17 protein-coding genes are annotated in these 20859 nt (G+C 70.7%); 10 read left to right on the top strand and 7 right to left on the bottom strand.

Annotation, left to right across the window (positions count from 1 at the left end):
- The first annotated feature begins 76 nt into the window (after positions 1–76).
- Positions 77–1657 carry an acyl-CoA mutase large subunit family protein gene (locus LQ326_RS11770; RefSeq protein WP_234535410.1) on the top strand — a complete coding sequence of 527 codons (1581 nt, stop codon included), beginning with the start codon at positions 77–79 and terminating at the stop codon, positions 1655–1657.
- A 212-nt stretch (positions 1658–1869) separates the two neighbouring features.
- Positions 1870–2526, top strand: a complete 657-nt coding sequence (gene leuE, locus LQ326_RS11765) for a leucine efflux protein LeuE (protein WP_234535408.1) — start codon at positions 1870–1872, stop codon at positions 2524–2526.
- Positions 2527–2562: 36 nt separating this feature from the next.
- Here leuE and LQ326_RS11760 read toward each other — a convergent pair whose 3' ends face one another.
- The gene (locus LQ326_RS11760) at positions 2563–3960 is read right to left on the bottom strand and encodes an FAD-dependent monooxygenase (protein WP_234535406.1); all 1398 of its coding nucleotides are present in this window, start codon (positions 3958–3960) and stop codon (positions 2563–2565) included.
- A 71-nt stretch (positions 3961–4031) separates the two neighbouring features.
- On the opposite strand from LQ326_RS11760, the gene LQ326_RS11755 reads away from it, so the two are divergent.
- Entirely contained in the window at positions 4032–4682 is a 651-nt protein-coding gene (locus tag LQ326_RS11755) for a TetR/AcrR family transcriptional regulator C-terminal domain-containing protein (RefSeq protein WP_234535405.1), read from the top strand.
- A 194-nt stretch (positions 4683–4876) separates the two neighbouring features.
- Here LQ326_RS11755 and LQ326_RS11750 read toward each other — a convergent pair whose 3' ends face one another.
- Positions 4877–5995, bottom strand: a complete 1119-nt coding sequence (locus LQ326_RS11750; RefSeq protein ID WP_234535403.1) for an acyltransferase family protein — start codon at positions 5993–5995, stop codon at positions 4877–4879.
- Between the two features lie 299 nt (positions 5996–6294).
- On the opposite strand from LQ326_RS11750, the gene LQ326_RS11745 reads away from it, so the two are divergent.
- Positions 6295–7755, top strand: coding sequence for a glycosyltransferase family 29 protein (locus LQ326_RS11745; RefSeq protein ID WP_234535401.1), 1461 nt, complete (start codon positions 6295–6297; stop codon positions 7753–7755).
- Positions 7752–10070, top strand: a complete 2319-nt coding sequence (locus tag LQ326_RS11740; protein WP_234535398.1) for a glycosyltransferase — start codon at positions 7752–7754, stop codon at positions 10068–10070. The genes LQ326_RS11745 and LQ326_RS11740 overlap by 4 nt, the downstream gene beginning before the upstream one ends.
- Before the next feature lie 181 nt (positions 10071–10251).
- Here the strand turns inward: LQ326_RS11740 and LQ326_RS11735 are convergent, their stop codons facing one another.
- Together LQ326_RS11735 and LQ326_RS11730 are read right to left on the bottom strand one after the other, a co-directional pair.
- Positions 10252–11586: an alpha-2,8-polysialyltransferase family protein gene (locus tag LQ326_RS11735; RefSeq protein ID WP_234535396.1), complete on the bottom strand. Its 1335-nt coding sequence runs from the start codon at positions 11584–11586 to the stop codon at positions 10252–10254.
- The gene (locus tag LQ326_RS11730) at positions 11583–12560 is read right to left on the bottom strand and encodes a glycosyltransferase family 2 protein (protein ID WP_234535499.1); all 978 of its coding nucleotides are present in this window, start codon (positions 12558–12560) and stop codon (positions 11583–11585) included. Before LQ326_RS11730 ends, LQ326_RS11735 begins: the two co-directional genes overlap by 4 nt.
- A 198-nt stretch (positions 12561–12758) precedes the next feature.
- Between LQ326_RS11730 and LQ326_RS11725 the strand changes: the two genes are divergently transcribed.
- Genes LQ326_RS11725 through LQ326_RS11710 form a run of 4 tightly spaced genes read left to right on the top strand, consistent with a single transcriptional unit; the run spans position 12759 to position 17556 of the window.
- Positions 12759–14081 (top strand): DUF6716 putative glycosyltransferase, encoded by a 1323-nt coding sequence (locus LQ326_RS11725; protein WP_234535395.1) that lies wholly within the window; start codon positions 12759–12761, stop codon positions 14079–14081.
- Positions 14082–14140: 59 nt separating this feature from the next.
- Positions 14141–15403 (top strand): N-acylneuraminate cytidylyltransferase, encoded by a 1263-nt coding sequence (locus LQ326_RS11720; protein ID WP_234535392.1) that lies wholly within the window; start codon positions 14141–14143, stop codon positions 15401–15403.
- A 15-nt stretch (positions 15404–15418) separates the two neighbouring features.
- Positions 15419–16354, top strand: a complete 936-nt coding sequence (locus LQ326_RS11715; RefSeq protein ID WP_234535390.1) for an N-acetylneuraminate synthase family protein — start codon at positions 15419–15421, stop codon at positions 16352–16354.
- A 41-nt stretch (positions 16355–16395) separates the two neighbouring features.
- Complete coding sequence (locus tag LQ326_RS11710) at positions 16396–17556, top strand: hypothetical protein (protein ID WP_234535388.1); 1161 nt, start codon at positions 16396–16398, stop codon at positions 17554–17556.
- Between the two features lie 165 nt (positions 17557–17721).
- Here LQ326_RS11710 and LQ326_RS11705 read toward each other — a convergent pair whose 3' ends face one another.
- Positions 17722–18735, bottom strand: coding sequence for an aldo/keto reductase (locus LQ326_RS11705; protein WP_234535386.1), 1014 nt, complete (start codon positions 18733–18735; stop codon positions 17722–17724).
- 74 nt (positions 18736–18809) lie between these two features.
- On the opposite strand from LQ326_RS11705, the gene LQ326_RS11700 reads away from it, so the two are divergent.
- Positions 18810–19721 (top strand): AraC family transcriptional regulator, encoded by a 912-nt coding sequence (locus LQ326_RS11700; protein ID WP_308401902.1) that lies wholly within the window; start codon positions 18810–18812, stop codon positions 19719–19721.
- Here LQ326_RS11700 and LQ326_RS11695 read toward each other — a convergent pair.
- Together LQ326_RS11695 and LQ326_RS11690 are read right to left on the bottom strand one after the other, a co-directional pair.
- Positions 19687–19911 carry a DUF397 domain-containing protein gene (locus LQ326_RS11695; protein WP_234535384.1) on the bottom strand — a complete coding sequence of 75 codons (225 nt, stop codon included), beginning with the start codon at positions 19909–19911 and terminating at the stop codon, positions 19687–19689. The two genes, LQ326_RS11700 and LQ326_RS11695, sit on opposite strands and share 35 nt — an antisense overlap.
- Entirely contained in the window at positions 19911–20753 is an 843-nt protein-coding gene (locus tag LQ326_RS11690; RefSeq protein ID WP_234535381.1) for a helix-turn-helix domain-containing protein, read from the bottom strand. The genes LQ326_RS11695 and LQ326_RS11690 overlap by 1 nt, the downstream gene beginning before the upstream one ends.
- Positions 20754–20859: the final 106 nt, after the last annotated feature.

Below are 20859 nucleotides of genomic sequence, written 5' to 3'. Positions count from 1 at the left end.
GGGGCATGGTGGGAACTGACAGACGTGCCGGGAAATCGGCATATCGGCGTACTGGCGTACTGCGGAGGTCACCCACATGGCCCGTGAGTCGGAGTCCGGACTGCCCATCGAGCCGGTCTACGGCCCCGGGGACCTGGCGGGCTGGGACCCGGCCGGGAAACTCGGCGACCCGGGGTCGTACCCCTACACCCGGGGCGTCTACCCGACGATGTACACCGGCCGCCCCTGGACCATGCGCCAGTACGCCGGCTTCGGCACCGCGGCGGAGTCCAACGCCCGCTACCGGCAGCTCATCGCGCACGGCACCACCGGTCTCTCCGTCGCCTTCGACCTGCCCACCCAGATGGGCCACGACTCCGACGCGCCCCTCGCGCACGGCGAGGTCGGCAAGGTGGGGGTGGCGATCGACTCGGTCGACGACATGCGGGTGCTGTTCGGCGGCATCCCGCTGGACCAGGTCTCGACCTCGATGACGATCAACGCCCCGGCCGCCGTGCTGCTGCTGCTGTACCAGCTGGTGGCGGAGGAACAGGGCGTACCGGCGGGCGTGCTGACCGGCACGATCCAGAACGACGTCCTGAAGGAGTACATCGCGCGGGGCACGTACATCTTCCCGCCCAAGCCGTCCCTGCGGCTGACCGCCGACATCTTCCAGTACTGCCGGACGCAGATCCCGCGCTGGAACACGATCTCCATCTCCGGGTACCACATGGCCGAGGCCGGTGCCTCGCCCGCGCAGGAGATCGCCTTCACGCTCGCCGACGGCATCGAGTACGTGCGCACGGCGGTCGCGGCCGGCATGGACGTGGACGACTTCGCACCCCGCCTCTCCTTCTTCTTCGTGGCCCGTACGACGCTTCTGGAGGAGGTGGCCAAGTTCCGTGCGGCCCGCAGGATCTGGGCCCGGGTGATGCGGGACGAGTTCGGCGCGCGGAACCCCAAGTCGCTGATGCTCCGCTTCCACACCCAGACGGCCGGCGTCCAGCTGACGGCCCAGCAGCCGGAGGTGAACCTGGTCCGGGTGGCGGTCCAGGCCCTCGGCGCGGTCCTCGGCGGCACCCAGTCGCTGCACACCAACTCCTTCGACGAGGCGATCGCGCTGCCGACGGACAAGAGCGCGCGCCTGGCCCTGCGCACCCAGCAGGTGCTCGCGTACGAGACCGACGTCACGGCGACGGTGGACCCCTTCGCCGGTTCGTACGCCGTGGAGCGGATGACGGACGACGTGGAGGCGGCGGCCCTCGACCTGATGCGGCGGGTCGAGGACCTCGGCGGCGCGGTGGCGGCGATCGAGCACGGCTTCCAGAAGGGGGAGATCGAGCGGAACGCCTACCGCATCGCGCGGGAGACCGACGCTGGCGAGCGGGTGGTGGTCGGCGTCAACCGCTTCCGGCTGGACGAGGAGGAGCCGTACGAGCCGCTGCGCGTCGACCCGGCCATCGAGGCCCGGCAGACGGAACGCCTCGCCCTGCTGCGCGCCGACCGCGACCGGGCGGCCGTCGCCGCGGCCCTCGGCGCCCTGCGGAAGGCCGCCGGGGGCGACGACAACGTCCTGCCCCCGATGAAGGAGGCGCTGCGCGCGCGGGCCACGGTGGGCGAGGTGTGCGACGCGCTGCGGGAGGTGTGGGGGGTGTACGTTCCGACGAACGCGTTCTGACGGCGCGTTTTGACCGCGCGTGCTGACGGACGGGGTGTCTCACGGCGCGTCCGACGGGTGGGGTTCGACGGCGCGTGCTGACGGCGGGGATCGACGGCGTGTGCTGACGCACGCGTTCTGGCGGCGTGTGCTGACGGGCAGGGGCTGGCGGGTGCGTTCTGACATACGGCCCCCCGGGGGTGTTATCGGACACGCGTGCGACACTGCTTCCCATGTTCGGTGTCATCGATCTCCCCACCTACCTGGTAGGACTCGTCCTGATCGTCCTGCTGCCCGGTCCCAACTCCCTGTACGTGCTGTCCGTCGCCGCCCGGCAGGGGGTCCGGGCCGGTTACACCGCCGCCGCGGGCGTGTGGTGCGGGGACACCGTGCTGATGACACTGTCGGCGGCCGGGGTGGCCTCCCTGCTCAAGGCCAACGCGGTGCTGTTCGGGATCGTGAAGTACGCGGGCGCCGGCTACCTCACCTGGCTGGCGGCAGGGATGCTGCGGGCGGCCTGGTCGATGTGGCGGTCGCGGAAGGAGCAGGCGGCGGAGCAGACGGCCCGGGCGGCCGCCGCCCCGGCGCAGGAGCGCCCCTACCGCCGCGCCCTGGTGATCAGCCTCTTCAACCCGAAGGCGATCCTGTTCTTCATCGCCTTCTTCGTGCAGTTCGTGGACCCGGGGTATGCCTACCCGGCACTGTCCTTCGTCGTCCTCGGCGCCTTCGCCCAGCTGGCCAGCTTCCTCTACCTCAGCGTCCTGATATTCAGCGGCACCCGGCTCGCCGAAGCGTTCCGCCGCCGCAGGCGGATGTCGGCGACGGCCACTTCGGCGACGGGGGTGCTGTTCCTCGGGTTCGCGGTGAAGCTGACGCTGGCCAGCGCCTGAGTCACCGGCCGCGCACCGGGCTGTGTGCGCCCGGCCCTACGCGGCGTCGGCCCCGGCGCCGACGCCGAAGGCCCCGGTGCGTGCCGCGTACGTCCGCAGGCCCGCCGTCGTCTCGCCCGCCCAGCCCACATAGCCGTCCGGGCGGACCAGGAACACACCCGGGCCGTACGACCGAGGGGCCGGCAGACCGCGGACGCCGTCCACCGGTTCCGGCGTCAGCAGGGTCCAGTGCGGCCCCCGGAACGCGTCGAACATCCGCACCCCGTCCGCGTTCCGCCCGTCGGGTGCGCGGTCGCCCGCCCGCACCGGTCCCGGGTTCGCCCGGGTCTCCTCGGCCAACGAGGACTGCCGGTAGCCGATGCCCAGTTGGACCGTGGCCGCACCCCGCCGTACCTCGCCGTGGTGGACCCGGGTCGAGAGCCCCAGCACGGCCGCCGCGTTCGGCCGGCGCTCCTCCTCGTAGGTGTCGAGGAGTGCCTCAGGGGCCCGGTCCGTCAGGACGGCGGCCAGCTTCCAGCCCAGGTTGTAGGCGTCCTGGACGCTGGTGTTCAGACCCTGGCCGCCGGCCGGGGAGTGGACATGGGCCGCGTCTCCGGCCAGGAAGACCCGGCCCACCCGGAACCGGTCCGCCAGTGCGGCACGCGGGCGGAAGTCGGAGGCCCAGCGCAGCCCGGTGATGTCGGCGGCGTCGAGGTGGCTGTACGTCGTCACCAGCCGGCGCAGGCCTTCGAGGGAAAGGTCGACCTCCGTGCCCTCGGGCAGGCGCGCGCCCAGCTGGAAGTCGTCGGTGCCGGCCAGCGGGCACAGGGCCACGCCATGGCCGTCGTCGCCGATGAAGGTGTGCCAGTGGTCGCGGTCCAGGCCCCGCACCCGCAGGTCGGCCACCAGGAACGGGCTCGGGTCGACCGGCTCGCCGGTCATCCCGACGCCCACCGCCCGCCGTACGGTCGAACGCCCGCCGTCCGCCGCCACCGCATACCGTGCGCGAGTCGTCGTACCGTCGGCGAAGCGGACCGTCACCCCCCGCGCGTCCTGGTCCAGTCCCGTCACGGCGCGCCCGAACTCGACCCGGCCGCCCAGCTCCCGCAACCGCGCGTACAGCACCTCCTGCGTGCGCCACTGCGCGACCATCAGCGGCTCCGTGTACGGGGTGCCCTCGTCGGCCGCCACCGCGTCGAACATCGGCTTCGTTTCCAGAGGTTCGCCGTTCTTCCAGAACCGCTGGGGAGGGTAGGGGCCGCCGGCCGCGCGCATCGCGCCGAGCACGCCGAGGTCGTCGAAGACCTCCTGGGTGCGGGGCTGGATCCCCTTCCCGCGGGAGCCGGGGAACAGCTTCTCGCCCGCCTCCACGACCAGTGCGTCCACCCCGCGCCGGGCGAGGTCGATCCCGAGGGCGAGCCCGGTGGGTCCGGCGCCGACGACTGCCACATCCATCACATTTCCCCTTAACGTCGTTAAGTTCCGTCGGCGACAAGGTTGCCTTTAACGCTGTTAAGCTGTCAAGTGTGAGCACGGAACGACGCGCCCCCCTCGACCGCCGCCGGGTCGCCGACGCGGCCCTGCGCCTGCTGAACGAGGCCGGCCTGGAGGGACTGACCCTCCGGGCCATCGCCAAGGAGCTGGACGTCAAGGCGCCGGCCCTCTACTGGCACTTCAAGGACAAGCAGGCGCTGCTCGACGAGATGGCGACGGAGATGTACCGCCGGATGGTCGCGGACACGCGGATCGACCCTGCCGGCACCTGGCGGGACGGGCTGCGCACGGTGAGCCGGGGCCTGCGCGCCGCCCTGCTCGGCTACCGCGACGGCGCCAAGGTCTACAGCGGTTCGCGCTTCACGGGCATCGACCACGCCCCGGAGCAGGAGGCGTTCCTGCGTCTCATGACAGAGGCCGGTCTCACCCTCGCCCAGGCAGTGGCGGCGGGTCGGACGGTGAACGCCTACACGATCGGCTTCGTGACCGAGGAACAGGGTGTGGAGCCCCTCCCGGGGGAGCGCCGAGAAGGCTACGACGTGGACGAGCGAGCCCGCGTCCTGGCCGGCTTCCCGCTGTCGGCAGCCGCGGGCCGGGAACTGTTCACCGACTACGACGGCCAGTTCGACGAGGGCCTGGAGCTGCTCCTCGACGGAATCGGCACCCGATACAGGATCACCTGAGGAACGGGTTCGCGGCGGGCTCCGAGCGGGCGGGGCTGCGGCACCCCGTAAGAGGCACGGGGTGCGGCTCTGCCGCGTGGGCCCGGCCGCGGCAGCGCTCTGCGGCGCCTACCCGCCGTACGCCTCCGAAAGTAACCGGGAGGTGAACGACGGGCCCGCTTCCCCAAGTGAACGAGAGGTGAATCAAAAGGAAATCAGGACGCCTTCAGGGCCCTTTTCAATTTCGGCCCGAACGGCGTCTCCACGAACCGGTGGATCAGCCAGGCGAGCCCCAGCATCCCGAGGACCGTCACCGCGAGCGTCGGCCACGGCGGCAGCCCCCACGCCCGGTGCAGCACCCGGATCGCGAACCAGCCGAGGTGCTCGTGGACCAGGTAGAAGGGGTAGGTCAGCGCCCCGGCCGTGGTCAGCCAGGGCCAGGCCGCCCAGCGTGTCCAGCCCGCCGCCACCGCCGCGACCGCGGCGAACGCCAGGGTGACGACGACCATCACGATGTACGGGTTGCGGGCTGCGCCCGGGTGCCACAGCCCCTCGGTGGCCGTGCGCAGCCCGAGGATCCAGGAGAGCGCCACGATGCCCCAGGGCAGCAGCAGCCGGTGGCCGAAGCGGTGGACGAGGTAGAGGGCCAGGCCGCCGATGAAGTACGGGGCGTACTGGGGCATCACGATCAGCTGGGCCCACGACCCGTCGCCCGCCGCGGTGGACAGCACGGCGGCCAGCGTCCACACCGAGCAGAACAGCACCACCCTGCGGTAGGTGACGCCCGGCAGGACCACGGCCAGCGCGAACAGGGCGTAGAAGCGGACCTCGACCCAGAGTGTCCAGCAGACGCCGAGCACGCGCGGTACGCCCATGGGCTGTTGCAGCATCGTCAGGTTGACCAGGAACTCGTCGAGCCGCACCGCCCGGACGACGGCCGGCAGGATCAGGGAGGCGCCGGTGACCAGCACCAGGGCGACCCAGTACGCGGGGTAGAGGCGGGCGACGCGGGAGCGGAAGAAGTCGCCGAGGGAGCGGCCCCAACTGCTCATGCAGATCACGAAACCGCTGATGACGAAGAAGAACTCGACCCCGAAACAGCCGTAGACGGTGGCCCGGGACAGGGTCGGGAAGATGTGCTCGGGGTTCTGGTGCCAGGACGCGGAGACGACTCCGCCGCGTCCGGTGTAGTGGTAGAGGCAGACCATCAGGGCGGCGGCGAGCCGTAGTCCGTCGAGGGCGAGAAGTCGGGTGCGGGGGTGCCCGGGGCGGCGGGCCGGGACGACCGGGATCTTCGCAGGCGAGGGCGCCAGTTCGGGGGTGGCGAGTGACATGGTCCGAGATGTCTACCAGAGACCGGGCCGTTAATCATCCGATCTGTTTGCGAAAGCCCCGGGATGTGGGAAGGCCCATACCGTCATCTGGGGGAATCGGGACATGGGGAGCCTCATACCGCCACCTGGGGAAATCATAGGAAGTGCGCGGTGAACCCGCTCACCATTCTCTTACCTTTTGAAGTTCGTTAACCATACAGTCGTTTTGGCTTCCTAGTTTCTCCATCCATCCCCCCGGTGCGGACTGCTTCCCACGCACAGCCGTTACACAAACTTTGCTTGGCAAAATCAGGAGAGCTATGACGAGGGTCCAGAACAGGCGGGCACCTGCGCGCGGAGGGGAGCTGGACGACTGCCTGCACGCCTGCGCCGTGCACAGCGGGAAAGTGGTCGGCAGCCTCGACCGCCGGCGCGCGGAACTGGCGGAGCAGCTGCGCAAGCTGCTGGTGGTCGTCGCCACGGAAGGCACCACCGCATCCGCCCCCGCCTCGGCCGGCGGCGCGACGGCGCTTCTCAAGCGCGCCGTCAAGGGTGCGGCGAGCCCTTCGGGCGGGATCGACAACGACCTGCTGGACGCTCTGCTCGCGGTCGCCAACAAGGCCCTGGAGTGCGGTTACAACGACGAGTTGAACCTCGCCCTGCTGATCAGCGACACCGTCCTCGCCCAGCGCAAGAACTCCCGCGCCGGCTGGCGGCTGCGCGCCCGCATCCTGGAGGGACTCGGCGAGGAGCGCGAGGCCGTCGAGGCCTACGAGCGCTACCTCGAACTCACCACCGACGACGGCTTCGGCGTCGCCAACCGGATCTCCGGCATGCGCCGCGCCGCCGAGTGCGAAGGCGAACTCCTCGCCCTCCTGGGGCGCCAGGTCCCGGCCGCCGCGGACCACGTCCGCGGGCCCGCCACCGCCACCTGGGCCGAGGGCCTCGCCCTGCGGGCCGCCGGCGACTGGCAGGCCGCCGAGCCCCGCCTGGTGGGCGCGCTGCTCGCCCTCGCCGAGGACGAGGCGCCGGTCAACGACCGGCAGGAGCTGCTCAGCCAGTACCTGGACCTGCGCCTGGCCGAGGGCAACGACGCCGGCGTCGCCGAGGCCGTCGCGCTCTACGCCGAGCAGCGCCGGGTCCGGATGCGCGGCCCGGTCGCCAACCCGACGGTCGACGGCGTGCGGTGGATCAGCCTCGGCGAGTTCCGCAACCAGATCGCCGGCAAGTCGGTCTGCCTGATCGCCAACTCGGGCCGGGTGGGCGCGAGCGGCATCGGCAAGCAGATCGACGACTACGACCTGGTCGTGCGCTTCAACTCGTACAAGATCGACCCGAAGCACACCGGTGAGCGCACCGACATCCACGTCAGCATCCACAAGCACGCCTTCAACTGGGAGAAGCCGGTGATCACCCGGCTGATCTTCGGCGGTGTCTCGGGCGACTGGAAGCACTCGCTGCGCAACAAGCTGGTGCCCGGCGCGCAGAAGTACCTCGGCGACGAGTCGCTGCGCTGGCCGATGCGCAACATCGGGCAGATCAGCACCGACACCTGGACGGGCATCCCGACCTCCGGGTTCAACATGCTGTGGCTGCTGGACTTCCTGGACGTCAGCCCGACCCTGGACCTGATCGGCTTCGACTTCTACGAGAGCGGCGCCTACCGCGTGCCGGAGGCCATGAAGCTGGCCATCACCTCCGTGCACGAATACACCAGCGAGAAGGATTGGGTCATGCAGCGGGCCCAGAGCGTGACCGACATGAGGATCTCCCTGCGATGACGACCACCTCCACCCCGGCGATACCGAGCGCCGACGCGAGCGCTCTCACCAAGAAGCGCCGGATCGCGTTCGCGTCCTACGTGGACGAGAACTACCTGCCCGGCTTCCTGGTCCTGCTGCGCAGCCTCGCCCTGTCCAACCCGGGCGTCTGCGAGGACTTCGTCGTGCTCTACGACGACCTGCGCCCGGCGTCCGTCGCGAAAATCCGCGCCCTGCACCCGCGCATCGTGCTCCAGCGGGTCAACGACACGCACTACGACTCGTACGTCAAGGGCGACCAGGACAACTACCTGGTCCGCAAGGCGTACTTCATCCTCGACGTCTTCCGGCTGCGCGACTACGACACCATCATCACCCTGGACACCGACATGGTCGTCCTCGGCGGTCTCGGCGAGCTCCTGGAGCTGCGCGAGGGGCTCGCGGCCGTCCCGCAGTTCTTCTACGGGCAGCACAAGCTGAACTCCGGTCTCCTGGTGATCCAGAAGGAGTACCTGTCCGACGAGTTCTGCGCGAAGATCGACAACACCGGCCGCAGCGGCGACTACGAGCTGGACAAGCACGACCAGGGCATCCTGAACGCCGTCCTGGACGGCGACTTCGTCCGCCTCGACGCCAAGTACAACTTCGTCAAGCGGCGGCTGTCCGGCGACCTCCCGGTCCCGGAGGACACCAAGATCCTGCACTTCACCGGGCGTCACAAGCCCTGGCAGGGAGGTGAGTCCGGCTACTCGCAGGCCGAGGACCGCTGGCGCGGGTTCGAGATGACCGACGCCGAGTTCCACGCGGCCTACTTCGCCTCCTCCGGCGGCCTCCACCACGACCTGGTCGTCCACTTCGGCACCCCGCACGTCAAGCGCACCGGTGACGTCGAGATCGCCCGCAAGGTGGCCGCCGCGCACATCGCGAACGGCGACTACCAGGACGCCGTGGACGTGCTCGGCGGCGTCCGCATCCCGCTGGACGAGGCCTGGCCGCACGAGGTGCTCGGGCACGCCCTGATGAGCGTCTCCCGCTACGACGAGGCCAAGACCCGGCTGCTGCTCGCCAGCGCCGCCCCCAACCGGGCCGCCACCGCCTTCGCGCGGCTCGCCCAGATCGCCTGGGTGCACGGCGACAACACCGAGGCCCTCAGGTACGCCACCGCCGGCCTCACCGTCGACCCCACCCACCGCCCCAGCCGCCTGTGGGCCCAGCGCGCGGCCGCCGTCCCCTCCCAGGAGCAGGGCAGCGCCGAGGACCAGCTGGCGCACGTCGCTTTCTACATGGACCGGCAGGGCAACGCGGGCGACAAGCTGCTCCCGGAGACCGTCCGGCTCGGCTTCGGCCCGGACACCACCTCCCGGCGCTGGCACTCCGTGCACGCCCACCGGTACTTCGACAAGGCCGCCCTGGAGCGCGTCAACGCCCGCCGGGGCCTGGTCATCGGCGGCGGCGGTCTGTTCATTCCGGACACCATGCCCAACGGCAACAGCGCCTGGCAGTGGAACGTCCCGGACGAGCACCTGCGCGCCATCGACGTCCCGATCATGGTCTACGCGGTCGGCTTCAACGCCTTCGACGGCCAGTCCTACCGGGCCAAGCGGTTCAACGACAGCCTGCGGCTGCTGGTGGAGAAGTCCTCCTTCTTCGGCCTGCGCAACCACGGCTCCATCGCCAAGGTCCGCGGCATGCTCCCGCCGGAGCTCCAGGACAAGGTCGTCTTCCAGCCCTGCCCCACCACGGTCATGCGCCGGCTGGTGGCCGGCTGGACCGACCCGCTGTACCGCGAGGACACGGTCATGCTCAACGCGGCCTACGACCGCGCGGGGCTGCGCTTCGGCCACGACTACGGCCACTTCCTCGCCGAGATGGCCAAGGCCGTCCGCAAGATCGGCGAGCACACCGAGGTCAAGTGCGTCGCGCACTCCCTCGACGACGAGAGGATCGCCTTCGACCTGCGCCGCGAGCACGGCATCTCGCTGCCGGTGATCCCGATGTACGACTTCTCCAACGACGAGATCCGTGCGACGTACGCCAGGACCCGCCTGGTCATCGGCATGCGCGGGCACGCCGGCATGATCCCGTTCGGAGTCGGCACGCCGATCATCTCGTTGATCTCGCACCCGAAGATGGCGTACTTCCTGGGCGACATCGAGCGGCCCGAGTGGGGTGTCTCGGTGCACGAGCGGGAGCTCGGCGACATCCTGACCGAACGCGCACTGGGCATCCTCGACAACCACAGCCGCACCGTCGCCGACGTGCACGACCGGCAGGAACAGCTGTGGAAGGTCACCCAGGAGAACGCGGCCACGATCAAGAAGATCCTGGGCCGGTGACACCGAAGGGGCGGGCCCCTGATCGGGACCCGCCCCTGATCGGCGGCGCAGCCGCCGCCTGGGGGCGCGGGGCTGTATCGGATATGCGGCTACCGCCGCGTGGGCGCGACCAGCCACGACGGCGCCGCGGCCGACCGACGACATGCCCCGGCGGCTTCCAGCGGAGCGCTCGGCGGAACACCTACCGGCGCACGCCCCGGCGCAGGTTGCGCGCCCTGCGGGCCATCCGGCGGACGGTCGCGTTGCGCGGCAGGAACGCCAGCTGCGCGGGCACTCCGCCGGGCAGCCCGAGCGACGTCAGGCGCTTGCGCTTGAAATAGCGGATGGTCGTGTCGTTCAGATGCTTCGACAGGTAACCCGTGACCTCCGCACGCAGCTGCGGGTAGATCTTCGGCTGCATGGCGAAGCCGACCGCGCGGATCAGCCGGCCGAGTTCGTCAACGCTCATGCGCGGGCGCTGTGCCTCGACCGCCTTGCGGTCGGTCAGGGCGGGCACCAGCGCGTCGACGACGGTGACCGGCACGCGGTTGCTGTTCTCGTACGGGATGAGCTTGTCGAGGAGGGTGTCGGTGCCGACGCGGGCGGTCGGCAGGCCGTACAGCGCGGACGCGGTGAGCAGCGCGGTGGAGAAGCAGCCGACCACCAGGGCGGGACGCATCCGCTGGTAGAGCACCTCGGCCAGGACCGTGGTGTCCAGGACCGTGAGGTCGGCCTTGAGCTTCTCGGCCTCCTGCTCCAGGGTCCGGGCGAACCGGGCCGGGGCGGAGGGATGCGGCTTGAACACGACCTTGGTGTGGCCGAGTTCGACGGCGCCCCGCAACATCCGGACGTGCAGGTTCTCCTCCTGCTCCGGCGTGAGGATGTCGAGCGCGGAGAGGTACTGGCCGAGCAGCAGGGCCGGTTCCTCGATCGGCGGCAACTCGTCGCCGCTGGGTGCGAGTTCGGCCAGCACCTTGGTGAACGCCGCGGTCGGTACCAGCTCGCCGGGGACGCCGAACTCGGTGAGGAGCATGGGCTTGAGGCCCGGCACCAGGTCGAGGTGGAGAACCCGGTCGACGCGGGTGCCGACCAGCGGGTCGATCTTGTTGCGGGTCGGGCCGTAGCTCATCAGGCCGTCGGCGTAGACCGTGACGGGGGCGCCGTTGAAGATCTGGGTGAGGCTGAGCGAGGGGTTGACCTGGATCGACTCGACGGCGAACTCGACGTCGTCGTCGCCGAGCTGCCACTCGTGGCGGAAGAAGCGTTCCCACAGGGGCATGTCGTCGACGCGCGGGGCCCAGCCGCCCGGGTGGAACGGGAGGATCGTCTCGTTGTACGAGATCACGTCGTCGAAGCGCTCGCGCAGCCGCTCGAAGCCGGGCGCCTCGTCCAGGCCCGGGGTGACCTCGGGGGTCGCCGCGTTGTTGCAGACCAGCAGGATGCGCCGGTCGGCCGGGCGGAAGGCGCCGGAGTCCAGGGCGGCGGCGAGGGTGGCCGTGCCGTAGAGGGTGGACGCCTGGAAGATCTGGGTGGTCACGCGGCGGCTCCCGCGGTGGCGGGACGGCGGCGCAGCCGGCGCAGCTTGGTGGCGCGCTGGAGGTCCATGGAGTCCAGGGCCTCGTCCAGCACGTCCTGCGGCATGCGCCGCAGGGCCGCGGCACTCATGGACTTCAGCTTCTTCGCCACCGCGGGCTCGAACCTTTCGATGGATCCCAGGTGATGGGAAATGATGGCGCAATACGTGCGGACGGCCTTCGGCAGGAGTTCCTTCGCGTCGGCGTCCTGTGCCGTTTCCTCGATCACCTGGTCGAACGCGCGAATGAAATCAAGCTGACGGACGTCGCCGATCTGCGTGAGTGAGGAGGCTACGCCACGCCGGTAGAAGACGCCGAGCAGGTTCACCGCCGCGAAGGACCCGGCCTCCCGGTGCAGTTTCCAGATCCACGGCCGGTCCTCGGCCGTGCGCAGCCCGTCCGTGAAATGCACGAGCCCCTTGTCCACCAGACGGCGGTGGTAGACGCCCGCCCAGGCGAAGGCGTAGTCGACGGAGGTGGACCGGTCCGCGGGGAGGATGGCGTCCCGCGGGTTCATCACGACGTTGCGGCGGCCGACCGGCACCCGGTACACGGCCCGGGCGCGCGCCGTGCACTGGACATGGTCGGTGCGGACGAAGTCGCAGCCCAGCGACTCGATCGCGTCGACCAGCTGGGGGTAGTAGCCCGGTGCCAGCCAGTCGTCGCCGTCCAGGAAGGTGACGTATTCGCCGCGTGCTCTGTCGATGCCGGTGTTGCGCGCGGTGGCCAGCCCCCCGTTCTGCTCGTGTCTGACATGGACCGCGCCTGGGAGCTCGCGCTCTGCTCGCGCGAGAATCTCTGGTGTCCCGTCGGTCGAGCAGTCGTCGACGAGAATGAATTCGAAGTCCTCACGCGCGTTCGCGCGCAGGCTCCTCAGGGTGTCGGGCGCGTATTGCTGCACGTTGTAGAACGGCACGATGACGGAGAGCTTGACCACGTGGAGGACGTTAGGCGGGCCCCCGTCATCCGTCTTGACCGCCGCCTTGATTTGAGGTGAACGAAGCATGGCGAAGCTGTGAACCAGGGCTTTTCGGCGAGCAATCCCGGCCTGATTCGCCATTCGGCGATGTGTTGTTAACCTTTTGTTGGATTCGGGTTCGGGAGATCCTCGGAATGGCTTCCTAGCGTCTCCGGTGTGCCAGCAAGTGCAACGAAGTCCCTGCGGGTGGCCGTCCTGGCGGATTCCGACACTCGGTGGAAGTGGGGGGCGCTCACCGCGAAGCGCCTGATCCCCGGCGAAACCGACAGTCCGGACATCCGGCTCGACGGCTACCTTCTGCGGGGCCGTGCCACCCCCACCGCCCGCCAGCTTCAGGAAGTCGGCGTCCACGCGGACTCGCTCCGCGAGGTCACGGCCGTCGAGTTCCTCAGAGAGATGGAACAGCAGTCGTACGACATCCTCGTCCTCTCCCTCGTCGGCGGCGGCACGCAGGCCATGCTGCACGGGCTGCGCAACGCCTGGGCCGGCCGGGAGCGGCGGCCCGTCGTCGTCACCGGCTACGTCGGCGTCGTCTACGAGAAGCTCGCCGACGGACTGCTGCTGCGGCACGGCGCGGACCTCGTCCTCGCCAACTCCCGCCAGGACGCCGACCGTTTCCGGGCGGTGTACGACGGGGTCGGCGCCGACTCCTCGTCGGTGACCGAGGTCGCGCTGCCGTTCCTCGGCGGGGCGCCCTACGAAGGTGAACACGACCCCTACACGGTGGTGTTCGCCGCCCAGCCCTCGGTCCCCGACAGCCGCAAGGACCGTGCCTACCTGCTCGACCGGCTGATCCAGCACGCCCGCAGGCACCCCGAGCGGGAGGTGCTGCTCAAGCTGCGCTCCAAGCCCGGCGAGCACACCACCCACATCGAGGAACTGCCGTACCAGAAGCTGGTCCAGGGCAAGGACGTGCCCGCCAACTTCCGGCTGGTCTACGGCCACATGGGCGAGGTGCTCGACCGCACCGACCTCCTGGTCACGATGAGCTCGACGGCGGCCCTGGAGTCCCTGCACCGCCGGATCCCGACCGTCGTCCTCACCGACCTCGGCATCCGCGAGGCGCTCGGCAACCACCACTTCGTCGGCTCCGGCTGCCTCGCCTCCTGGGACCAGCTCGACGCCGGACACCGCCCGGTGCCCGACGCCGAGTGGGTCTCACGGCAGGGCGTCGCCGCCGACGGCAGCTACGCCACCGCCTTCGACGCGGCCCGCGAACGCATCGCGAAGCTGCTGGCCCGGCCCGGCGGGCTGCCGCCCCTGAACCCCTACTACACCACCGAGACCGCGTCCGGTTACCTGCCCGGCATCCTGGCCCGCCACCACCTCGGCCCCGACGGCGCCCCGCTCCCGGGCGCGCCCGCCGCCGACAAGGCCCCGGGCCCCGTCCGCCAGATCGTGCGCCGGGCCGCACGCGGCGCCTATCGCCACGGCGTCCAGCGGGTGGCCCCCGTGATCCGACGAATGGGAGAGCTGTGAGCGACCGGATCCCGCGCCAGACGTCGCCGGCGTCTGACGGAATCGAAGGAACAGAGCCGATGCCCCACCCAGAAGCGGCCGTAGTGCCCCGCGTCCTCGCCGTGATCCCCGCCCGGGGCGGTTCCAAGGGCGTGCCCGCGAAGAACCTCGCCCCGGTCGGCGGTGTCCCGCTGGTCGCCCGCGCGGTCCGCGAGTGCCGCGCCTCCCGCCTGGTGACCGACGTGGTCGTCTCCACCGACGACCAGGCGATCGCCGCGGCCGCCCGCTCGGCCGGCGCCGAGGTCGTGCTGCGCCCCGCCGCCATCGCCGGTGACACCGCCACCTCCGAGGCCGCCGTCCTGCACGCCATGGACGCCCACGAGGCGCTGCACGGCGCCTCGGTCGACGTGGTCCTGCTCGTGCAGTGCACCAGCCCGTTCATCGTCCGCGAGGACCTCGACGGGGTGGCCGGCGCGGTCGTCGAGAACGGCGCCGACACGGCCCTGACCGTGGCCCCCTTCCACGGCTTCGTCTGGCGCGACGAGGTGCACGCCCCGGTGCCGGCGGCGGCCGCCGGTGACGGCGACGAGACCCCGGCCAGCGGCGGCTTCGGCGTCAACCACGACAAGTCGTACCGCCCGCGCCGCCAGGACCGCCCCCAGGACTTCCTGGAGACCGGCGCCGCCTACGCGATGCGCGCGGACGGCTTCCGCGAGCACCAGCACCGCTTCTTCGGCCACACCGAGCTGGTGCGCACCGACCCCGCGCGCGTGCTGGAGATCGACGACCCGCACGACCTCGCGCGCGCCCGCGCCCTGGCTCCGCTCTTCGACGCGGACCGCCCCGGCGCGCTGCCGACCGCCGACGACGTCGACGCGGTCGTACTGGACTTCGACGGCACCCAGACCGACGACCGGGTGCTGATCGACGCCGATGGAAAGGAGTTCGTCTCCGTGCACCGCGGCGACGGACTCGGCATCGCCGCCCTGCGAAAGAGCGGGCTGAAGATGCTGATCCTGTCCACGGAACAGAACCCGGTCGTCGCCGCGCGGGCCCGGAAGCTGAAGATCCCGGTCCTGCACGGCATCGACCGCAAGGACCTCGCCCTCAAGCAGTGGTGCGAGGAGCAGGGCATCGCTCCCGAGCGCGTGCTCTATGTCGGCAACGACGTCAACGACCTCCCGTGCTTCGCCGTAGCCGGCTGGCCCGTGGCGGTCGCGAGCGCCCACGACGTCGTACGCGGCGCCGCACGCGCGGTCACCACCCTCCCCGGCGGTGACGGCGCGATCCGAGAGATCGCCAGCTGGATCCTCGGCCCCTCTCTCGATTCCCTCCCTAAGTAAGGACACCCCACAGTCATGAGCAACTCCCGTCTGCGCCAGTTCGGTTCCCGTGAGGTCGGCCCCGGCAAGCCCGTCTACATCTGCGGCGAGATCGGCATCAACCACAACGGTGAGCTGGAGAACGCCTTCAAGCTGATCGACGTGGCCGCCGAGGCCGGCTGCGACGCCGTCAAGTTCCAGAAGCGCACCCCGGAGATCTGCACCCCGCGCGACCAGTGGGACATCGAGCGCGACACCCCCTGGGGCCGCATGACCTACATCGACTACCGCCACCGCGTGGAGTTCGGTGAGGACGAGTACCGTCAGATCGACGAGTACTGCAGGACCCGGGGCATCGACTGGTTCGCCTCCCCGTGGGACACCGAGGCCGTCGCCTTCCTGGAGAAGTTCGACGTCCCCGCCCACAAGGTCGCCTCCGCCTCCCTCACGGACGACGAGCTCCTGAAGGCGCTGCGTGCCACCGGCCGCTCGGTCATCCTCTCCACGGGCATGTCGACCCCGAAGCAGATCCGCCACGCGGTCGAGGTCCTGGGCTCGGAGAACATCCTCATGTGCCACGCCACCTCGACCTACCCGGCGAAGGCCGAGGAGCTGAACCTCCGCGTGATCAACACGCTGGAGAAGGAGTACCCGAACGTGCCGATCGGCTACTCCGGCCACGAGACGGGTCTGCAGACCACCCTCGCCGCGGTCGCGCTCGGCGCCACCTTCGTCGAGCGTCACATCACCCTCGACCGCGCCATGTGGGGCTCCGACCAGGCCGCCTCCGTGGAGCCGCAGGGCCTCAACCGCCTGGTCCGCGACATCCGCATCATCTCCGAGTCCCTCGGCGACGGCGTCAAGAAGGTCTACGACTCCGAGCTCGGCCCGATGAAGAAGCTGCGCCGCGTCACCGGTGTCGTCGCCGAGGCGGAGATCGCCGCGGCCGCCGGTGAGCCGGTCCAGGTCTGAGTCTGATTGATGTGTTACGACGACGGGACGGTCGTACGTCGATGAGCCCCCGCGCCGGGAACACCGGCCCCCACACACTCGCGTTCGTCGAGAGTCCGGTGCAGCTGCTGAACGTGCTGGAGTGGGCGCATGTCCGCGCCCGGCGCGCGGCGGCGGACCCGATGCCCGCCGTACCCGGCCAGGTACGGCGCTCCGTGTCCGGTATATCCGCACCCGGCGCGGAACTCACGATCGTCGTCCTGTCGCCGACGGACCCCATGACCCGGGGCCAGCTGCGCCGCATGGCGGACCTGGCCCGGGACGAGGGTCACCGGGTCCGCTGGGAGGAAGCACGGGGCGGCACCGCCGCCCCCTTCCAGACGATCGGCGGCCTGGCGGGCTCCCTCCGCCGGGCCGACCGCATCGTGATGGGCGACCCGTTCTCCCGCTACGTACAGCTCCTGCTGACCATCACCCGCGCCCGCGACCTGGTCGTGGTCGACGACGGCACGGCGACGATGGAGTTCGTCGCCCAGCTGGCGCGCGGCGAACGCCTGGTCCGCTGGCACCGCAAGGGCGGCAGACCCGGCGCCCGGGACCTGCTCTTCGCCCCGGTCTCCTCCTCCGCCCGCCGCCGCCTCACCCCCAGCGCCCGCCGCCGGGTGGAGGTCTTCTCCTCCATGCCGATGGCGGAGACGCCGACGGGAGTGACGGTCACCGCGAACGACTTCGGCTGGACCCGCGCCCGCTTCGGTCCGCCGCGCATCACCAAGGGCGCCGACATGGTCGGCACCTCCCTGGTGGAGACGGGGGTGGTGGACGGCGACCGGTACCTGGAGGCCGTCCAGGCCCTGGCCAAGGCCCATGGCGCGACCCGTTACTTCGCGCACCGCCGCGAGAGCACCGAGAAACTCCACCGCCTGGCCGCCGAGACCGGCCTGGAGATAGTCCGCCCGGACCTCCCCCTGGAACTGATCGCCCGCCGCGGCCCCATCGGCCGTACGATCCTCAGCTTCCCCTCCACGGTCGTGCACACCCTCCCCCTGGCCCTGGCCGGCACGGGCGTCCGGGTGGCCGTCTGCGACATCGACCCGGCGTGGCTGACCGAGAACGCGTCCCCCCGCGCCCAGGGCTTCCTCTCCGGGGTCACCGGAACGGCGAAGGACGTACACCGCCTGACCGCGGTGACGAGCCCGTCCCAGCCCCTGCTCACGCCCCCCTGATCACCGCCTTGCCGCGGGCGTGCCCCTGCTCCACGAGCCGGACGCCCGCGGCCGTACCGGCCGGCCCGTCCGCAACCGCGGGGAGGACCGGCCGCATCCGCTGCCGGACGAGAGGCGACGGGCTCGCCCGACGCGTCTGCGGTCCGGCCGAACCCGTCCGCCCGGTCACCGCCAGGTCGGCATGACCGCCGCGGGATAGCGGGAGCCGGCCGCGCCGTACGGCAGGATCTCCTGGACGCGGGCCAGATCCTCGGCGCCGAGGTCGACGTGCGCCGCGGCCACGTTCTCCTCAAGGCGCCTCGGGCTGCGGGTGCCGGGGATGGGCACGACGTCGTCGCCCTGCGCGAGCAGCCAGGCCAGCGCCAGCTGGGTGACCGTCCAGCCCTTGCTCTGAGCCAGTTCGGTCAGCTCACGGACGGCGGCGACGTTCTTCTCGTAGTTGCCGGGCCGCCAGCGCTCGTCCATGGTGTGCCGCATGTCGTCGGCGTCGTACTCCGCGGCCGGCCTGACGGCGCCGGTGAGGAAACCGCGGCCGAGCGGCGAGTACGGCACGAAGCCGATGCCCAGCTCCCGGACCACGGGCAGCACCTCGGCCTCCACGGCCCGTTCGAACAGCGAGTACTCGGTCTGGAGCACCGAGACGGGGTGCACCGCGTGCGCGCGGCGGATGGTCCCGGGCCCGGCCTCGCTCAGGCCGAAATAGCGGACCTTGCCTTCGGCGATCAGCTCGCCGACGGTGCCCGCCACATCCTCGATGGGGACGTCGGGGTCCACCCGGTGCTGGTACAGCACATCGATGCGGTCCGTGCCCAGGTGCCGGAGGCTGTTCTCGGCCACCTCCCTGATGTGCTCGGGCCGGCTGTCCAGGGCGCGTCCGATCCGGGCGGGGTCGGAGAGGTCGAAGCCGAACTTGGTCGCGATCAGGATCTCGTCGCGAAAGCCCCGCACCGCGCGCCCGAGGAGCTGCTCGTTGCTGCCGGTGCCCAGGCCGTACAGCTCGGCGGTGTCGAAGAGGGTGACGCCGAGTTCGTGGGCCCGGTGGAGGGTGGCGATGCTGCTCCGCTCGTCCGGGGCGCCGTACGCCATGGTCATGCCCATGGTGCCGAGACCGATCGCCCCGGCCGTGAGGCCCTGGGTGCCGAGGGTGCGCCGGGGGAGGAGTGTGGTGTGTTCTGCCATGCGCTCAACGCTAGGGACGCGGCCGGCGGAGGTCATGGGCCACCGCTCGCATAGGATTGCCTGATCCTCTCACCGTGAAGGAGGAGCACCCCGTGCTGAACCGCCTGGGCGCGGCCATCGACCGGCACTGCGTGGGGCTGAGCTCGGACACCGCGGTCCCCCGGCTGTCCGTGGTCGCCGTCGTGGACCCCATCGAGCCCGTGGACCTGCTGTACGAACCGATGATCTGCTTCGTCACCGGCGGCCGGAAACGCATCACGGCGGGCGAACTCGTCCAGTTCGCGGGGCCCGGCGAGATGATGCTCACCGCCATCGAGGTTCCCGTCACCGTCGCCTTGGAGCAGGTGCCCTACCGGTCCGCCGTCATGCGACTCGACGGCAACGCGCTCACGGACCTGCTGGTCGAGCTGGACGAGACCGGCCACACCGCCCCGTCGGCCACGGTCGGGCAGATCAGCGCGCCGATGCCCCCCGAACTCCTCGACGCGGTCGTCCGCTGGGTCGAGCTCCTCGATGCCCCGGAGGACATCCGCCCGCTCGCCGGCCGTATCGAGGGCGAGATCCTCTACCGGCTGCTGCGCGGCTCCCTCGGTCCCGTCCTGCGCCAGTGGTCAGTGGCCGACTCGGCGGCGACCAGGGTCCGTGCGGCCGCCCGCTGGATCCGCGCCCGCTACACGGAGCCGCTCAGCATCGACGAGATCGCCGAGGTGGCGCACATGAGCGCGGCCAGCCTGCACCGGCACTTCAAGGCGGCCACCGGCATGAGCCCGCTCAGGTACCAGAAACACCTGCGGCTCCAGGAGGCCCGGCGCCGTCTGGTCGCCGACGACGCCACGGCCGCCCAGATCGCCCAGGCGGTCGGCTACGTGAGCGCCACCCAGTTCAACCGCGAGTACCGGACCGCCTACGGCCTCCCTCCCGTCCAGGACGGGGCGCGCCTGCGCGCCCGCCTCACCCGCACCGGACCCGCGCCGACGGGGTTGTGACCGCGCCCGCGTCCTTAAGGGCCTCGACGAAGAGGACGAAGGACGCGGGCGGGAAGGCGAGGGTGCCGGCGGTGGGGTCCTTGGAGTCGCGGACGGATATGCGGGTGGGGGAGTTCGCTATCTCCACGCAGGAGTCGCCGTCGCCGAAGCTTGAGTAGGACGACTTGTGCCAGAGGCCGGGGATGGGCATCACAGTTCCTTCGCCACGCGGTTGATGAAGTCTCGTGACTTGCCGGGGTTGAGCGACGCGGTTTCCAGCTTACGGAGAAGTGTTCGAAGAGCGGCGAGTTGGCCGTCGGAGTCGACGTACGCCGCGCCGTTGGGCCCGTCCCGCACGACCGTGTCCAGCTTCGGCACGGCGCCGCCCGCGTACAGCATGGCGCTTGCGGCGCCCGCGAACCCTTCCGCGGCGAAGGGGATGACCCGCACGGTGACGTTGTCCGCTTCGGAGACCTCCAGCAGCTCGTTCAGTTGGGCTCGCGAGGCTGCGCGGTCACCGACCATGATGCGCAGTGCCGCCTCGTGGATGATGGCGTCGAACGGTGTGCGATCGAGGACCACCTTGCGTCGCAGCCGGTGCTGCACCCGCAACTCCAGCTCTGTCTGGGGTAGTTCTGGGACGCGGTAGGAGTAGACGGCTCGGGCGTAGTCCTTCGTCTGGAGCAGGCCGGGGATGTACAGGAACTGCGCCTCCCGCAGGAACGTGGCGTGGTGTTCCAGTTCGGCGAGGTCGAGGAAGGGCGCCGGCAGCAGCTCCCGGTACTCCTCCCACCAGCCCCGTGTGCGGTCCTTCGTCATGGCCGCCAAGGCCTCGATCAACTCATCATCCGAGCACGAGTAGTTGGCGGCGAGGGCCCGTAGCCGTTTCTCGCTCACCCCGGCCAGGCCGGACTCGATCTGGCTGATCTGCGGTGCGTTCACCCCGAGCAGTACGGCTGCCTCCCGCGAGCTGAGGCCCGTCGCGTCCCGCAACCTGCGCAGCTCGACCGCCAAGCGCAGCTGACGTGCCGTTGGCTCGATCCTCTTTGCCACCGACGGGGCCTCCCAACACACCTCCGAGCGCGACTCTTTCGGGGGCAGATTACGCGACCGGCTTGCAGGATCGAAATATTGCCCCCTACTGTCGGTGACATAACAC

Source organism: Streptomyces shenzhenensis (assembly GCF_021462265.1).
Classification (GTDB): domain Bacteria; phylum Actinomycetota; class Actinomycetes; order Streptomycetales; family Streptomycetaceae; genus Streptomyces; species Streptomyces shenzhenensis.
The sequence above is the reverse complement of the archived record's forward strand: the minus strand, read 5'-3'. Positions and strand labels throughout refer to the sequence as shown.

What these genes read in the sequence shown, in the direction of transcription:
- LQ326_RS11770 (WP_234535410.1), top strand. Translation starts at nt 77, where the DNA reads ATGGCCCGTGAGTCGGAGTCCGGACTGCCCATCGAGCCGGTCTACGGC.
- LQ326_RS11715 (WP_234535390.1), top strand. Translation starts at nt 15,419, where the DNA reads ATGAGCAACTCCCGTCTGCGCCAGTTCGGTTCCCGTGAGGTCGGCCCC.
- LQ326_RS11740 (WP_234535398.1), top strand. Translation starts at nt 7,752, where the DNA reads ATGACGACCACCTCCACCCCGGCGATACCGAGCGCCGACGCGAGCGCT.
- LQ326_RS11705 (WP_234535386.1), bottom strand. Translation starts at nt 18,735, where the DNA reads ATGGCAGAACACACCACACTCCTCCCCCGGCGCACCCTCGGCACCCAG.
- LQ326_RS11760 (WP_234535406.1), bottom strand. Translation starts at nt 3,960, where the DNA reads ATGGATGTGGCAGTCGTCGGCGCCGGACCCACCGGGCTCGCCCTCGGG.
- LQ326_RS11720 (WP_234535392.1), top strand. Translation starts at nt 14,141, where the DNA reads ATGCCCCACCCAGAAGCGGCCGTAGTGCCCCGCGTCCTCGCCGTGATC.
- LQ326_RS11710 (WP_234535388.1), top strand. Translation starts at nt 16,396, where the DNA reads ATGAGCCCCCGCGCCGGGAACACCGGCCCCCACACACTCGCGTTCGTC.
- LQ326_RS11750 (WP_234535403.1), bottom strand. Translation starts at nt 5,995, where the DNA reads ATGTCACTCGCCACCCCCGAACTGGCGCCCTCGCCTGCGAAGATCCCG.
- LQ326_RS11745 (WP_234535401.1), top strand. Translation starts at nt 6,295, where the DNA reads ATGACGAGGGTCCAGAACAGGCGGGCACCTGCGCGCGGAGGGGAGCTG.
- LQ326_RS11695 (WP_234535384.1), bottom strand. Translation starts at nt 19,911, where the DNA reads ATGCCCATCCCCGGCCTCTGGCACAAGTCGTCCTACTCAAGCTTCGGC.
- leuE (WP_234535408.1), top strand. Translation starts at nt 1,870, where the DNA reads ATGTTCGGTGTCATCGATCTCCCCACCTACCTGGTAGGACTCGTCCTG.